The sequence below is a fragment of the Paenibacillus sp. FSL H7-0737 genome, assembly GCF_000758545.1.
GTDB lineage: Bacteria > Bacillota > Bacilli > Paenibacillales > Paenibacillaceae > Paenibacillus_AQ.
Map to the genome: position 1 here is coordinate 5068794 of NZ_CP009279.1, position 15030 is coordinate 5083823.

Below are 15030 nucleotides of genomic sequence, written 5' to 3' on the forward strand. Positions count from 1 at the left end.
TGACCGCCCGATTTCAATGCCATGCCCTCATGCTCCATATGAAATTTAATTAAACGAACAAATATCCGATTACAGGACCCATAAAAATAACCAAATATATAAGTGTAATCCATGGCTGATAATGAATATAGAATTCTTTGAAAGAAAGACTCCAAGGATGCTTAATGATCACCCAGCCCAAAACATCAATTATAATGCAAACTCCGGCCCATATTGCCCCTGTAATAAGAGCTTCTTCAAGGTTGGGTACAGATAACCCCCGCATATATAGCCAACCAAAGATAGAAAACAGAATGACATTATAAAGAGGATGCCAAGGCTTTGTTTTTCATATCCCTCCCCCATACCTTTTTCGTCCATTGGACTCATTTTTAACACATAAATATTAAATACGGTATGTAAAACTCCAACAATAGTCACTATAAAATAGCAAATCCATAACCATAACATCGACATTGCAAAATCCTGCATAACTGCCTCCTTTTATTACCCCAGCGCATGCAACTGCTGCTTTTCCGGCTATGGAAATGAGACCATTCAAAACAGAGTTGTTGTTTGAATTGAAAACATCATATCTAATTCCGCTCAAGTTTGCGCTTGATAATACGATGGTTATTATGTTTCCATCCGGACTGTATCTAACCTGGTAACCCTTATAAATATGCGCTTTCATTGGATCTGATGAATTCAAATCTTTGTACACGCCCTTTTGCGGAAACCGAAAGAAACGAGTACGAAAAGGGAACATTGCATATTGTTGGCATCCGGCTCCTTTGACGGAAATTCAGTAAAGGAGGCTTCCGTTATAAAACCAGAATGAACCGGCGTTAGCAAAATGCCAGTAAACCCGCTTAAAATCAAACAAGGGTTCCAGCTCAAATGAGCTGAAACCCTTGTTTTTAGTGATGCCGAGGACGGGGGTCGAACCCGTACGGTTCTCACGTACCACAGGATTTTAGTCCTGTGCGTCTGCCTATTCCCGCAAAGCGTTGATAACACTGGAGTTTTCAGTGCTTAAAGTTCAACACCTAGCCCTTTAATAGTAAGAATTATGTGCGTTTCTGGCTTCCTTAATTACTTGCTCTTAGGAAATACCCAACGATAATAATACTCCCACTCTGGTTTTCTTTCCTCGGGAATATTATCAATTAATTAATGCTTCTTCCATTGTTGCTGGTGCCGCATTTTCAACTTTCACTATGATGCAGAGGATAAGGAACGCACCGCAAATTTCGAGAAATTGTTTCAAACATCAGCGACCATCGTCCGGTTTCTTCCCCTGCTCTTAGCCAGGTATAACGCTTGATCCGCCTTCTCCAGCAGCCCCTCCCGCTCCAATGCATGAATAGGATAATGGGCGATACCTAGAGAGATCGTAACCTGTGTCGGGATTGGCCCCCTGCTTTGTTCCATTGCCCGCCGGACTCTTTCAGCTATGATGAAAGCTTCCTCAGGAATTGTGTGGGCTAGCAAGATGATGAACTCTTCACCGCCGTAGCGGTAGCAAACATCGTCTGGACGAAACGAGGTAACTATAACTTTGGCTACATGTTTCAGCACTTCGTCGCCGATGAGATGGCCGTAAGTGTCGTTCACGAGTTTGAATTTGTCTACATCCAGTACAATGAGCGAAAACGGCTGCCCAGAGGTAATCCACTGACTCATCGTATACTCTAACGATCTCCGGTTCATTAAACCAGTCAGAGCATCCGTCGTAGCCTCTTGGGTCAGTTGATCCGTCTGCTTCTGAATATCCGTCACGGCAAGCAACACAGCCTTGGTCAGCAGATCTGCCTCTCGGCTCCATTGCGGCTTCGCTTCTGGCAATTCAATCTTCTCCTTGCCCATTCTGCTCACCAGATTTGCCAGGTACACAAAAGGCCGGGCCAGCTTGCGTGCTACGAGAATGACGCCCATCAGGAGTATAATGAACGGAAACAACGAATACCCGAGAATTGTCCGAAGGTGGCCCATCAGTTGATGATGAATGACACTAATCGGCGAAACGACCACGATTCCCCAGCCATTGGCCGGTACGCTGGAGTATCCGGCAAGCATTTCAACGCTACGGGTGTTGCGCACTTGCTGTTCCCCGCTTTCCCCTTTCATAAGTTTCTGTACAACCTTGTTACTGCTGACATCCTCCCCAATGAGCTGCTTATCCGGGTGGTACAACAGATGCCCGCTTGAATCCACAATATAATAATAAGAGCCAGAATTGTCCACGTTGTTGTCGCCAAAAATCATAGACAAAATATTGCTCTCTTGCAGATAAAACGTGCCGCTCAAAATACCGCGATATATACCATTGTTGCTGAAAATCGGCTGACTCATAAACACAATTAGTCTCTTGGTGGTTTGGGTCATATAGGGGGAGGATATGTAAGGTTTTTTGAACGCCAGAGCTTCCAAACCGACTTTAGAAGTAATATGGTCGCCTGTTGTCCCCAAACTAGTCGGTACTACGTTGCGGACCAGCCCGTCGGCATCGACCACGGCGATAGAATTGAAGTAATTGCTACTATTGCGCATCAGTTCTAAATTATCATCTACTTGCTTCGGCGTTGAGCCATCGTCATCGGAGAGTGTGGCAGCGCTATATTCCAAACTGCTGCGCATGGACTGAAATAAGGAATCCATTGTCTTGGTCATTCGGTCAGCGTTGTAGTAATTCAAATGGAGCGTAGTCTCCATCAATGATTGTTTTTTGGACTCGTAAGAACCGATCAGAAGAATGCTTGAGGTTAGTAGAACCACCAGCGTAACCAAGCCCGTAAGCAGCGATGTGAGACTGAGCTTTTTACTTTGACGCGGCTCGGCTCTTCTCAGTGTAAGCAAACTACAACCCTCCTTGAATCTTGAAACTAGCTTTATCAATAATACAACAAATTAAGATGTTATTCGACAATAATCAATGAACTCCAACCTCTCACACACTGTACGTAACGTTCGATATACGGTGGTTCATGAAATATTTCATATTAAAAACTCCTCTCCAGAGCTTGTGATTAGACAAGTACTGAAAAAGAGTATTTCCAACTTAATTTCTGTGAGCTCGGATGTGATTCCTAAGTAAAGGACCTTTAGTTTTTGACGGAAGTTTTAATCAAGAAAAACAAAAAAACCTTGATTTCTCAAGGTTTTCACTGTGATGCCGAGGACGGGGGTCGAACCCGTACGGTACTCACGTACCGCAGGATTTTAAGTCCTGTGCGTCTGCCTGTTCCGCCACCCCGGCATATTATGTGTTGTTGCTTCATACGATGTTTACGTATAACGCGACAAGAAATATAATATCATGAATATCGATAACGCGCAATCCCTTTTTCAAAAAAAGTTTTATCACATTAAAAATAACCCGTCCCAGCATATGCCGACACGGGTTATTAGGCATGTCGATTATCTGCGTTCGTCACTTCTGCTTCTCATTCCGACAAGGCCCAAGAGTCCAAACAATCCGAGCCAGCCCCAGTTTGATCCTCTGCTGGTAGTCCCAGTATTGGTAGTTGTGCTGGTTGCCCGATATCTACCATCCGTTGTAGTGTTGGATAGTGGAGTTACCGTATTTCTGTTGTAGTTATCCCGGGTGTAATTTTCATTGTAGTTATTGGTGTTAGGTCTATAATTTTCCCCTGTGCGAATCTTATCTTTCATAATGCTCTCATGCTGATTCATCGTTCCCGTGGTGCCGTTCATTAGATTGCCTTCCGTATTCATCATCCGAGTGTTATTCACGGTACCATCCATGCCCGTATTCGCGTTCGGGATACCGCCTAAAGCGGCTGACCCGATTGGATTAGCGTAACTAGCTCCCATTATACTCATTGACAGTACAGTACCGCATGCAAGGCTTGTTATTAGCTTGTTCACAGTGTTATGCCTCCCTTTATGGTTAGTTATCACTGATAATTTCCCCTTGGGTGGCACTGTCTATACATGAATAGCTTTACTCTTTTACTACATTCACTGTCTTGCTTGCTGCGTCATACGTAACCTTTGCTCCAAGCGCCTCAGCCAGAGCACGCACGGGTACATACGTTACGCCGGTATCAAGAACACCATCCGTAAGTTTAGTGCCGTTTAAGGTTATCGTTACTTTAACGTCTTTGTTCACCTGGTCATCCTCCCCAGTAATTCTTTTTAAAGCTTCATTGACCTGATCCGTCGTAGGACGTTTACCTGCCCGAAGTTGAGTCGTAGTTAAGCCGAAGGCCATTTGCAGATGTGAATAATCTTTAAAAGACGTCCAGTCTCCTCCCCACTCAAGCCCTAGCTGTTTTCCCACCTGTACAACCTCTTGCCAGTCCGCTATTTTATCTTTATCACCATCACGATTCATGTCCCAGGAAATACTATTTCCATCCGGCAGCAAAAGCGCAAAATCAAACGCAAGGCCATAATTGTGATAGCTGGTTCCACCCTTGGCGTTGGTAACTATAGGTCCAGGCTTACTTCTCCCCTGCGCATACAAGGCATTTTGTTCAGCAATCGACCGCAATCCCTGAGTAATAACGATGGGCACTCCTCTGGCATAGCTTTGCTGTATCAAAGCCTTCGCCCCTGCTGCCAAAACAGGATGAAGCCCAACAAGCCTCGCCGCCGATTTGTCCCTCACTTGATCTAAAGTCAGCATAGTATCACCCCTTGGTATAATCAATGATCCCGCTTCCCCATTCGCTTGTACTAATACCCCTGCTTGCCTTAGCATACAAGCATAAATGTCTTCGGCGTCCATATAAGGAAGGACGATAAGCGTTTAAGCGAGAAATATAAGACATAAAGGATAGGTGCATAACTTATACTTTCTTATATTTTAAAAAAAGACCCCGGTATCCCCGAGATCTCCCCTGAAAAGCACCTATTCATAGCTTCTTCACCTTGGATCATTTCTACAAAAAAGGGCAAAATATTAGCGAAAGGTGGGAACACATATGGACATTCATAGTGATAGCTATAAAGTTGCTGCCCTGAGCGAGCAGGAAGAAGCACTCGAAATTATTCGAAATGCTGAAGCTTCCATTGCACATCTGACCGGCAACCCAACGTTGACCCTAATTGCTTATGAAAAAAGTGAAGTCAGCAGTTCTCAGCATTAGACGATGTAAACCTCCACTAGATCATCTACATTGATCCACTTCCATTCCTCCGCCCACTGCAGCTTAAACTCACGCGAGTGGGTGTGAATGGAAGTCACAAAACCACTAATTGTCGTATTCTCAAAAGGATCAAACAGCACAACAGTGACGCGCACATGACTCCGTAACGATAAGGCCAGTGTACATTCGATCTCCTCCAGCTTCTGCTCATCCAGAATAGGCTTAATGCGGCGCAGGGTCTCCCGTTCATCCCTAATAATTCTTACCTTATGCTCCGGCAGCATCATGCGACTACTTTCCCACAGTCCGTTTTTCTCCAGCTTTTTGCCCATGGTAACCCCTCCCTAATTTCTATACTTATTCCGCTACACACGAACGTATGTTTGTATTATATCCACACCTTCGCTGAATAATCAATAATCAGGAAAAAGATCCCACTTTAAAATCCTCCTCTTTTATCTAAAAGTTGTATAATATTGAATATCTAATTGAGAGGAGCTTTCCACTTGAAAAAAAACAATGCCCTGCTCATCCTAATTCCCGTATTATTCCTGTGTCTATACCCCCTCGTATATCGAAGCAGTACCCTCTCAGGCCTAACAAAAGGAATCGTAGCCGGCTTATTTATAGGATTGGCAGTGTTACCTCTACTCAAGCTCAAAATCGCATCAAAAAGACGCTGACAGTTGAACTGTTCAGCGTCTAAATTTCGATCTATTCTTGAACTTTCTCTGATTCAGCGGTGGACTGACCATCAGCATCGATGAGTCCTGTTGCTTCTCTTGCTTCATTAAGCTTGGAAATGCCGTATAGCATCGCGACGTCAGCGTTCTGATTCAATTCCTCGAACTTCTCAGCAGTGACCTCTGCGGAATCAGCACCTTGAGAGGCCTGTTCTTTTAGAGAATAAGCACTTTGAAAAGCAATTTTGGACTCATCAAGCAGTTTACGAATGTCTTCGGGCAAGCTAGAGGAAATTTTCACTTTTTCAGCCTGATTGGATAGTTCTGTTGCGGTCTTCTGGAATTCGTTAATCTTCTTCTCCAACTGCCTGTCCGAAAGTTCTCCTGCTGAATAAGCAGCAATAGCTTCGTTGAACTCCGCTAAAGATGATTTTCCTAATTCATCAAGTTTAGACATTTCATTGTAGAAGTTTTGCACGGTTTCCTGCACTTCTTCTTCCGAGGCAGGTGCCGATGAAGTTGAATTATTATTGCTGCAGGCGCTAAGGATGACAGTCAGCATTAGCGTTCCTATTAGTAACACTTTTTTCATTATTTATCCCTCCACTTAACAGAATAATGTCGGTTTGTGTAAAGCGCAAATGAAATTTATGTAAAATGACTATTATGTTATAATTATTTCAATTGTAATCAGGGAAGGAGAGTATTTATGCCTTATTGCACAACCTGCGGATCAGAATATAAGCAGGGCGCTAAATTTTGTGGAGAATGCGGATCTAGCATTGACGGCACTGCTCCAGTGACCGCCCGCCGTCCATCAGCAAATCAAAATGCTACTCAAGAAGTCGTGCTCTGGAAAGGCAAACCAGCCAGTATCTCTGATCGCCTCAAAGGAATCGTACGCCTAAACACGACTACGTACACCATTACAAGCCAGCGCATTATGGTAAAGACCGGACTTATCGGTAAAAATGTCGAAGAAATCGAATTACTGCGTGTACGCGATTTATCCGTAGCACAATCTATCATGGACCGGATGCTCGGCATCGGTACATTAACTGTATTTTCTGATGATGCCTCAGCGCCGCAGCTTCTTTTCCGAAAAATCCATGATGCCCAAACCGTCAAGGATGTTCTGCGCAAAGCTGTTCGTGACGAGAAGATCGCCAACAACATTAGCTACCGTGAACAAATCTAAGATTCTTTCACATTAAAAAAAGCCCCGAAATCCGGGGCTTTTTCGCTAATATTCCAATGCTCGAATCAGTTCGGATATCGTCTTATGGAAGATAAAACGCTCCTGCTGGAATAATCCCTTTGGGTTGGCTAGGACTTTCCCACTGCAATACAATTCGCGCGTCCCCCTCATTCTCATAGTACTCCACTTTTATTTCATGTAGCTTGCCAGCTATCAGATTCACACTGCCTTTTCGCTCCTGTCCACTCTGATTCACCCAGCTATCAATGATCAGCCCTCCATCAATCCACACCCGTACCCCGTCATCAGAGGAGGAGTAAATGGTATAGGTTTCACTATAGGCTGCAGTCAGTTTTCCACTCCACCGTACAGAGAAAGCGTCGACACGAATGGCTGGATCAGGCGAACCCTGTTTCCACGAAAATTGGATGTTAGCATCGGTTCGCGTCAGCGCAGGTGCGCCGCTAAGAGTCATGTTATTGTAATATTGCCCCCATAGTCCACTCTGCAGCACACTGTCTCCCTCAGCGGCTACAATTGCCGCCTCAGCAGCATACTCTTCCCGCGTGAATACAAAGTTGTCATTCATAAAGGCTCTAATTACCGCATCGGTATTCTTCTCATAAAGAAGCTTGCCCCAGGTCATCTGATAAGACCATTTGGGCTGTGATTTAGATAGTAGTGCAGGGGACGGTAGCTCTCCATTTTCTCCAATCGCTATCACTTTTCCACGACCCAGATCCCATAGACTATCATAGTGACTCCCCTTAAAATCCCCATCATAGATATCTAGTGCCAGCACATCTACTTTGTCACCGCTTGGGTAGTATTCGGCAGGGTCATCACTCCACTGATTTTTGGCGTTTGGGCTCCAGACCCACAATAAATTATGCAGCTTATGATAGCTGGTGAAACGGTCAAACATAAGGTTCCACAGTCCCACGTAGTTGATCTTCTTCCCCCACCAGAACCATCCGCCATTCATTTCATGATACGGCCGCCAGAGCACAGGAACACCTGCATCATTTAGTTTTTTTAAAGAAAGGGCTATCTTATCCAGATCAGCGATCAGTGCGTTGTACTGAGAGGTACCCGGGGTTATATATTTGTCAAAATCAGCGTTGCTTATGCTCGTAGATACGTTATCCCAAGCTGGCGCAGTCCCTGGCAACTGTGCGTGATAGCTAATCGTTACGATTCCACCGGCTTTATACCAGCGAATAGCGCTGCTAACGACCCAATCCCGCTGATTGTCTATTAGTGCCGCCGTCTGATTATTGATTGCCCCCAGCTCATAGCCGTGAAGGGCGGCGAATTGCCCGCTAGTATTTTTCAGCTTACCATTGAACTCATCCGCGCTCTCCAAATAATCATGTTGTCCACTAATCCATCCTTTTCCTTGCAGAAAATAAAGGGTATTCAACAATTTCTGAGCAGAAGGTACCGTTTCCGAATCCGCCGGAGCCATTTGCAATTTACGATACGCGATTTGCCACTGAACATCGCTCACAAACCTCGATGCCGAATCAACCATATTTCGAAGATTGCGCTGTTCCATCCACTCTCACATCCTTTTAACTTTTTTAAGTTATAGTATGGGGACAATAGTGACATGAACTCAGCGAATGGACATGAAGTTGTAATTTAATTTAGGACAGTGTAAGGAACTGCTGAATAAATTCACGGCTCAATAAAAAAAAGGAGCCCGGCGGCTCCTGACTATATCTCCAATTTACCTCGTATATCTCAGCGGTAGTAATTCAGAAATATCATATTTAGCTAACCGGCCGTCCTCGGATACAATAACTTTGCAATCCTTCCCGTAATCAGCAATTAACTCACGGCACATCCCGCAGGGAGAAACTACTTTAATTTCTCTTTCCTCGCTGTCCGGATCAGAATGCCTTACCGCAACAATCGTATCAAATTCCTTGTAGCCTTCGGATATCGCTTTTCCAATCACCATCGCTTCTGCACAGACTGTAATTCGTCCCATGCTAGCTTCTACATGTACCGCTGTAAAGATTTCCCCCGTCTTAGTACGGAGCGCCGCCCCTACATGGTGTCTTCCCCATTCATAGCGTCTAGTAATAATATCTTCAGCAGAGGCAATAAGCGTCTGATCTTCAATCGTAATCAAATACTCCATATCCAATTCCGTCCTCCTCTTATTTTTCCTAAGTATATTAAATCGCACTGCATTATGATATAAGATATACTATTTTAAGTTCCAAAAAAGGAGGAGCAGATTTGAAAATACAGAAATTACTCACCAGTCTCATCATTGTTGTGTTACTTGCTTTGGGCGGTTACTGGTATGAACAGAACGGAGATCCGGCAGCCCCATCGTCCACATCCGATTCAGAAGTTGTTCAGCTGATCTTCCCATCAGATCGTTATCCTGAGACCGCTAAGCACATTCAGGACGCAATTGCTAAAGGGGAGTCCGCGACGTGCACGATTAACCGTGAGCAGGCTGAAGACAACCGCAAAGAATCCTTAAAAGGGATCCCCACCAAAAAAGGCTACGACCGCGATGAATGGCCCATGGCCATGTGTAATGAAGGCGGCAAAGGGGCCGACATTGAATACATAACCCCAAAAGATAACCGCGGTGCAGGAAGCTGGGTTGGCAATCAGTTAGAAGATTATGCGGATGGAACCCGCGTAGAATTTATGTTCAAATAATAAGCTAACGTGAACAGTGCTTCAAAAGAATAGCCCCATCCGGAATACCGGATGGGGCTACAATGTGCATCAGCTAGCTTAGAATAAGCAAGCTTTAGTGATGATAACCAGCAAGATGAAGAGTACCAGAATAGCTCCTGTTGAAGTAAAAGGACTACACACCGGACCTACATTTACTGGGCTTACTACAGGACCTACGTTACAACCACAATGTTCCATTCCCATAATTAATTCCTCCTAATGATTAATGACTACAGCACAAGATATGTAAAAAGGAGATAAGCCGTTTGGGCGAACTGGCAAACAAATGCTATTCACCTAATGAATTAGGTAGGCACTGTCGATAAACAGGATATACACGAAGGAGGTGCAATATGGATATAGCCGCATTATCAATGGCAATGAGCCAGGCATCCTTAGCTCAAAATGTAGGAATACAAGTCATGAATATTGCCAAAAATCAGGCTGAAACCCAGAGTCAAACGATGGTGGAAATGCTGGGCAAAAGCGTTGCTCCGAATTTAGGAAAAACACTTGATATTAGTGTTTAATTGCTTTATGCTAAGGACACACAAGAACACTCGTTCTTATGTGTCCTTATGTTTTTTACTTTACATAGCCTTCGGGCTTTTCTTTTGCTCATTTATGCGAACATACGATCCTATAACTGATTCTGAATGAGGTGAATGATATGAATAACATGAAATCCTATTATCAAATGACTGCGCTGGAGAAGTGGACAGAAGATTTATACAAGCGTCTGAACCTTACTCAGCCTTCGCAAATTTCGATTGCTTATATTGCAGAACGGCTTAATATTTGGGTTCATTATTTGGATGTAAGAAGCAAGAGCATCGAAGCATCAGCGGGGATGTACACCATGTTTATAGACAACCGGCTTCCAGCCAGTCTGCAGCGGCTAGAGTTTCTCCATGAGCTCTGTCATCTGCTCCGCCATGGTACTGATCAAATATTGATGCCAGAACATTTTACGCGGGCACAGGAGGATGAATCTGAGCGATTTATTCTTTATGCAGCTATGCCCTACTCCATGATCTCCCGCATGACATTGCCTGAGCAACGTGAAGATGCAATCAGCTATCTTGCAGCAGAATTTCAAGTGCCAAGCGAGCTGGCTTTACAGCGGATTGATCAAATTCAAAGACGTGTTTTTCAGGGGCAATTATTGGCCGTGATGGGAAGAAACGAAGAACGATTAACACATATTCAATAATGACTGCGGAGATAATAAGGGTAGTCGCAATGAAGGACCATTAATTATGGTGGAATTTCTCGCAAGGGGGATCGATATGGAAGCCATTAAAGTAATTGAATTATTGATGACTCATCCAGATTATAACGTAGATGCAGTACACCCCGAAATTCCGGATTTTGTTGGGATCGAGTCGATTGAAGTGGATCATGAAACGGGGACCTTCTCCATTTTATTGCAAGAACCCAAAGAAGACTGAAGATGATTTGTGTAAGTTCATAATAAAAAGGCAGCAAGTATAGTATACCCAGGCAATTCTTTACCTACGCGGGTTACCTATCGGTAGTTAAATTGCTGCCTTATTTGTAATAGTAAGCTCTCTATTATGCGGATACAAACTGAATCACACCAATAAGAGTTAGAATGAGGAATATGCCCACGAACCCCCAAATAATAAACCATAAGATTCTCAGACCTGGTAGCTTCGGATTAGTATGATTCTCTAATATCTTAATTCGCCGCTCCAGCTCCTGTATTTTTTCTTCTTGTTGCATCATGTTCTTCCTCCCTTCTAATGTGTAAATTACAAGATACAATAGATATGACATACCAGTCACAATATATTATCTTATAATATATACATTTTAGCTAAATGGAGGGAATTAATGAAGAAAAGAACAAAAATAATCCTTATTACCTTCGTTATTGTATATGGAGTCGCTTCTTTAGCGCTTCAGGCCTTCCGAAATCATATGGATAATGAAGTGATTCATTATTTGGTAGCTACGAGAGATTATAAGAATGAAGATCTTTATAAAGTCTATACCCAGATTGGTAAGGCTCCCGTCGTAAGTACAACAGTGATTTTTGCAGATGAACCTAACGCAAGATACTTTTATCGAAAAGAGAAGGATCGGATTTATCAATATAGCATGGCTCTTGTAAAAAGGTTTGATCCAAACTATACATATAAACATAGTGAGGAGACCCTCCCCTAAAGGGGGAACTTCTATTATAAAGGTGCGATTGTCTCAACAGTCATGATATGGCTGCTGGGGCAATCGCACCTTTTTTAGATTCTAACCCTTGATCTAGACGCTAGCAAATTTTCTCAGGAACATAATGTGACCAAATGCCGTCCTAAATGGTGTTATAGGTAAAGGGGGCATAGAATCATGCAACGATCCATGACCCGGCCGGGAAATCATGTGATAAAGAGTTACGAAATCTACGCAGATATGCTGTTCCGGATTGCTTTGGTCCATTTAGGCAGCCGCCAAGATGCCGAAGAGGCCACTCAGGATACCTTCATCAAACTGATAGAAAAAGCACCAAAGTTCAAAGACGCTGAACATCAAAAAGCATGGCTGATCCGAGTAATCACCAATCATTGTAAAACATTACTGGGCAGAGGCTGGCGCAAGCGCGAGGTTAAGCTGGAAAATGCTGAGCCGATTGCGGTAGACACCCCCGAGGATTTGGCTCTACTGCAGTTAGTTATGGCGATGCCTATGAAGTATAAAACCGTAATCCATCTTTATTATTACGAGGACTATCCCATCCAGGAAATCAGCAAGATTCTGCAGATTAGTCAGTCTGCCGTGAAGATGAGACTTCAGCGGGGACGGCAACTGTTAAAACTGGAGCTGGAAGGAGTGGAATCACAATGAAAGAAGATCAGTTTCGAACATTATACAAGAAAGCGGTGGATTCTATGAAACCAGGTGAAGAGATGAAAAAAGAATTGATCGACAAACTGGAGCAACAGCGGGAGCGGAAACGTCCACGCAAGACGGTTTATATCGCGGCAAGTATCGTCCTCGCCGCCGGGATCGGCTTAGCTGCACCTAATATATGGCAGCAGTTAAATGGCCAGAGTACTCAAGGGCAAATCGCTCAGGTAACTCCAGGTCCAAACCAACCAGACAATTCTGGCATAAATGCGTCCGGAAGCATTGTTATCCCCAAGTTGGAACTGCCGGATACCAAATCTGGCGTTATGGCAGATATGATCGCTCTAGTCGTATATAAAGATAACATTTATACACAGTCTGCGACTCGAATCAACGCAGCCGATGCTGCCGCTCTGCGTGGTGACAAGCTGGGACGTACTACAGGTGGCATCGATGAATGGAGCGGTAAAGACAAATATATTGAGTTGGCTTCTAACATTGGCGAAACGGATATCTATTCCGTGAAGGGATATGATTCCAATTTCCTGATTATGTCCTATTCGCAAATCAACGGCGAGGTATTCGCCGAACTGTATGAGCATACAAACGGGATCACCGTAAACAGCGGCGCTGATCTATTTGGCAAGCTAAATCTTGAAGGTCGAATTACTTCCGCACAGTGGGAAAGCTTCGACAGCTGGAACAACGGACAGCAGCAGTACACACCGCTCGCTGACGACGAGGCCCTTAATGGCTTCGTGAAGGCGCTCCAAGCGGCCAAACCTCTGGCAGCAGAGCCTCTTACCGCGCAAGGCATCTACGACAGCGAAGACCGCAAGGTTCTCTATCTCCAGCTGGAAGACAACGCCAGGGTAGAGCTGACGCTGTTTGGTCAAGGGCTAGTACATTACGGTCAGGCACCTGTATTCTTCGAGGTCGAGTCCGGGGCATTCCAGCAGCTATGGGATAGTATGAAACCATAAGAATGATGGTCGAAAACCGAGAGTACAGCGATTGGAACAACGATTGGGACAACTTTTCGGGCACCATCCCTATCAGAAAAGTCTAACTGGATACAAAAAAAGGCGCTGCTTCAAAACCATTTCATGGCTTTGCGACAGCGCCCTTTTTGTGTTGGCTGCATGGTTTGCATTGCGTCATGTCAGAATATCAGATTCTAAGTATAAAAGAGCCGTTGTAGATTAATACTATGATGGCTCTTTTACATGTTCAATACTACTATGATAACGGGACTCAAAAAAAGAACGCCCACCATGGACGTTCCTGAGATTCTTATTCGTATACAACGTTCCAGCTAGTTACGCATTTACACTTTCTGTTTTACGATCCTGTCTTGTGTGTAATGTTTTCATCGCAAATCTTGCTATCGGCTGAGCAACCAACAGTTCAATCCAAAATGCTATACCAAAGTTTCTTGGCCAGATATGAAGGAAGTTTTTAAGTGGCTCTAGACTTATTTGTTTCGTCCCAACCCATGTGCCGATAATCGATAGTAAAATAGATAACACTGTAACATTCAATAAAGTATTCAACAGCACCCTAGCATTAAATCCATCGGTTTGTCCCATGAATTTCGGCATCACTTTCCCAACAATCGGCCCAGCAACTAATCTTACGAAAAAAACTACGATCATCCACATAAACGGAATAACCTTTAGTGTATCTATATACACTTCCTTACTGAAGCCACGTTCCAACCCCACAATAATAGGGGCAATAGTGTTTACTGAAATGATTGAAATAATGAGTAAAAATAATATACCTTCTTTTCCGTTTCTGGGCAGTCTTGTGTCTCCATGCATGTTTGTCATCTCCGTGAATCATATTTCAGATGGCAGACGTATCATGAGACATATATTTTTGGCCCAATAAAAAGACCAATATCTCTACACACTGATTTGATAATTATAGCACTTTTTTCAAATGAATGTCAGACCTCTATTTAAGATTTAATAAAATCCCTCTGCTCTTTAGTGCATTCAAAAGATTTAAACTATCCCTGCGGTAAGCGCATGGCGATAAATCTGGTATCAGTGCATCCGTTAGCAAGCTCAAAATTCCAGCCTTCCTAATTCTCTTCCTTTTGAATTTATGTGCCTATAGACAGCAAAAAACCTTACAAAGTAAAGGTTTTTGATAAGTGGGCCCTGAGGGACTCGAACCCCCGACCAATCGGTTATGAGCATATGATAGCCGTTTCAGTGGCATATCCACTTCAATCTTCCGCTGAGTAATTTCACCTGTTTTATCGAGATATATCATTTCAATTATTTGGGCGATACTCATTCCCATATGTAAAAAATCCGTCAGTTGTGCTGACGGATTAAACGATTGAGAGTTCGGCTAACATTTTATAACAAGATAGTCTTAGAAATAATTACAAGGAGGATAAACAGTACCAAGATTGCACCTGTTCTATCCATTTAAAGCCCCGACTGTGGGCAAAGGTTAGAATGAG

The 15030-nt window shown here is 43.6% G+C and carries 20 protein-coding genes, 1 tRNA gene and 1 pseudogene; 9 read left to right on the top strand and 13 right to left on the bottom strand.

Annotated elements, in window-relative coordinates; translation table 11 throughout:
- Window positions 1–189: 189 nt before the first annotated feature.
- From H70737_RS22195 to H70737_RS22215, 5 genes are all read right to left on the bottom strand, one after another.
- Window positions 190–471 (bottom strand): hypothetical protein, encoded by a 282-nt coding sequence (locus H70737_RS22195; RefSeq protein ID WP_197071244.1) that lies wholly within the window; start codon window positions 469–471, stop codon window positions 190–192.
- Window positions 472–1245: 774 nt separating this feature from the next.
- Window positions 1246–2838 (bottom strand): sensor domain-containing diguanylate cyclase, encoded by a 1593-nt coding sequence (locus H70737_RS22200; RefSeq protein ID WP_042190771.1) that lies wholly within the window; start codon window positions 2836–2838, stop codon window positions 1246–1248.
- Between the two features lie 314 nt (window positions 2839–3152).
- Window positions 3153–3238 (bottom strand) — tRNA-Leu (locus H70737_RS22205).
- A 161-nt stretch (window positions 3239–3399) separates the two neighbouring features.
- On the bottom strand, window positions 3400–3870 hold the full coding sequence (locus H70737_RS31100; protein ID WP_042190773.1) for a hypothetical protein: 471 nt from the start codon (window positions 3868–3870) through the stop codon (window positions 3400–3402).
- A gap of 76 nt (window positions 3871–3946) precedes the next feature.
- Window positions 3947–4633, bottom strand: coding sequence for a M15 family metallopeptidase (locus H70737_RS22215; RefSeq protein WP_042190775.1), 687 nt, complete (start codon window positions 4631–4633; stop codon window positions 3947–3949).
- Window positions 4634–4931: 298 nt separating this feature from the next.
- On the opposite strand from H70737_RS22215, the gene H70737_RS31105 reads away from it, so the two are divergent.
- Window positions 4932–5096, top strand: a complete 165-nt coding sequence (locus tag H70737_RS31105; RefSeq protein WP_197071245.1) for a hypothetical protein — start codon at window positions 4932–4934, stop codon at window positions 5094–5096.
- On the opposite strand, the gene H70737_RS22220 is transcribed toward H70737_RS31105, so the two are convergent.
- Window positions 5093–5428 carry a YolD-like family protein gene (locus tag H70737_RS22220; RefSeq protein ID WP_042130171.1) on the bottom strand — a complete coding sequence of 112 codons (336 nt, stop codon included), beginning with the start codon at window positions 5426–5428 and terminating at the stop codon, window positions 5093–5095. The two genes, H70737_RS31105 and H70737_RS22220, sit on opposite strands and share 4 nt — an antisense overlap.
- A 382-nt stretch (window positions 5429–5810) precedes the next feature.
- Complete coding sequence (locus H70737_RS22225) at window positions 5811–6371, bottom strand: hypothetical protein (protein WP_042190778.1); 561 nt, start codon at window positions 6369–6371, stop codon at window positions 5811–5813.
- A 117-nt stretch (window positions 6372–6488) separates the two neighbouring features.
- On the opposite strand from H70737_RS22225, the gene H70737_RS22230 reads away from it, so the two are divergent.
- Window positions 6489–6977: a PH domain-containing protein gene (locus H70737_RS22230; protein ID WP_042190780.1), complete on the top strand. Its 489-nt coding sequence runs from the start codon at window positions 6489–6491 to the stop codon at window positions 6975–6977.
- An 82-nt stretch (window positions 6978–7059) separates the two neighbouring features.
- Here the strand turns inward: H70737_RS22230 and H70737_RS22235 are convergent, their stop codons facing one another.
- On the bottom strand, window positions 7060–8535 hold the full coding sequence (locus H70737_RS22235) for a glycosyl hydrolase (protein WP_042190782.1): 1476 nt from the start codon (window positions 8533–8535) through the stop codon (window positions 7060–7062).
- Between the two features lie 174 nt (window positions 8536–8709).
- On the bottom strand, window positions 8710–9126 hold the full coding sequence (locus tag H70737_RS22240) for a cytidine deaminase (protein WP_042194350.1): 417 nt from the start codon (window positions 9124–9126) through the stop codon (window positions 8710–8712).
- A 107-nt stretch (window positions 9127–9233) separates the two neighbouring features.
- Here H70737_RS22240 and H70737_RS22245 point away from each other — a divergent pair, with 107 nt between their 5' ends.
- Window positions 9234–9665, top strand: coding sequence for a NucA/NucB deoxyribonuclease domain-containing protein (locus tag H70737_RS22245; protein WP_042194351.1), 432 nt, complete (start codon window positions 9234–9236; stop codon window positions 9663–9665).
- A gap of 78 nt (window positions 9666–9743) precedes the next feature.
- Here the strand turns inward: H70737_RS22245 and H70737_RS30845 are convergent, their stop codons facing one another.
- The gene (locus H70737_RS30845; RefSeq protein WP_156113170.1) at window positions 9744–9890 is read right to left on the bottom strand and encodes a hypothetical protein; all 147 of its coding nucleotides are present in this window, start codon (window positions 9888–9890) and stop codon (window positions 9744–9746) included.
- Window positions 9891–10039: 149 nt separating this feature from the next.
- Between H70737_RS30845 and H70737_RS30455 the strand changes: the two genes are divergently transcribed.
- The 3 genes from H70737_RS30455 to H70737_RS30850 all read left to right on the top strand — a co-directional run bounded on the left by H70737_RS30455 (window position 10040) and on the right by H70737_RS30850 (window position 11137).
- The gene (locus tag H70737_RS30455; protein ID WP_076098563.1) at window positions 10040–10216 is read left to right on the top strand and encodes a YjfB family protein; all 177 of its coding nucleotides are present in this window, start codon (window positions 10040–10042) and stop codon (window positions 10214–10216) included.
- Window positions 10217–10356: 140 nt separating this feature from the next.
- The gene (locus H70737_RS22250; protein WP_231573332.1) at window positions 10357–10899 is read left to right on the top strand and encodes an ImmA/IrrE family metallo-endopeptidase; all 543 of its coding nucleotides are present in this window, start codon (window positions 10357–10359) and stop codon (window positions 10897–10899) included.
- Between the two features lie 76 nt (window positions 10900–10975).
- Window positions 10976–11137 (top strand): hypothetical protein, encoded by a 162-nt coding sequence (locus H70737_RS30850; RefSeq protein WP_179085777.1) that lies wholly within the window; start codon window positions 10976–10978, stop codon window positions 11135–11137.
- Between the two features lie 124 nt (window positions 11138–11261).
- Here the strand turns inward: H70737_RS30850 and H70737_RS30855 are convergent, their stop codons facing one another.
- Complete coding sequence (locus H70737_RS30855; protein ID WP_156113172.1) at window positions 11262–11435, bottom strand: hypothetical protein; 174 nt, start codon at window positions 11433–11435, stop codon at window positions 11262–11264.
- 108 nt (window positions 11436–11543) lie between these two features.
- Here H70737_RS30855 and H70737_RS22255 point away from each other — a divergent pair, with 108 nt between their 5' ends.
- From H70737_RS22255 to H70737_RS22265, 3 genes are all read left to right on the top strand, one after another.
- Complete coding sequence (locus tag H70737_RS22255) at window positions 11544–11876, top strand: hypothetical protein (RefSeq protein ID WP_042190784.1); 333 nt, start codon at window positions 11544–11546, stop codon at window positions 11874–11876.
- A gap of 177 nt (window positions 11877–12053) precedes the next feature.
- Complete coding sequence (locus tag H70737_RS22260) at window positions 12054–12548, top strand: RNA polymerase sigma factor (RefSeq protein WP_042190786.1); 495 nt, start codon at window positions 12054–12056, stop codon at window positions 12546–12548.
- Entirely contained in the window at window positions 12545–13534 is a 990-nt protein-coding gene (locus H70737_RS22265) for a hypothetical protein (RefSeq protein ID WP_042190788.1), read from the top strand. Before H70737_RS22260 ends, H70737_RS22265 begins: the two co-directional genes overlap by 4 nt.
- Before the next feature lie 336 nt (window positions 13535–13870).
- Here H70737_RS22265 and H70737_RS22270 read toward each other — a convergent pair whose 3' ends face one another.
- Window positions 13871–14374 (bottom strand): DUF2798 domain-containing protein, encoded by a 504-nt coding sequence (locus tag H70737_RS22270; protein WP_042190791.1) that lies wholly within the window; start codon window positions 14372–14374, stop codon window positions 13871–13873.
- Between the two features lie 549 nt (window positions 14375–14923).
- Window positions 14924–14986 (bottom strand): annotated as a pseudogene (locus H70737_RS31335) (YjcZ family sporulation protein); the annotation flags it as partial.
- Window positions 14987–15030: the final 44 nt, after the last annotated feature.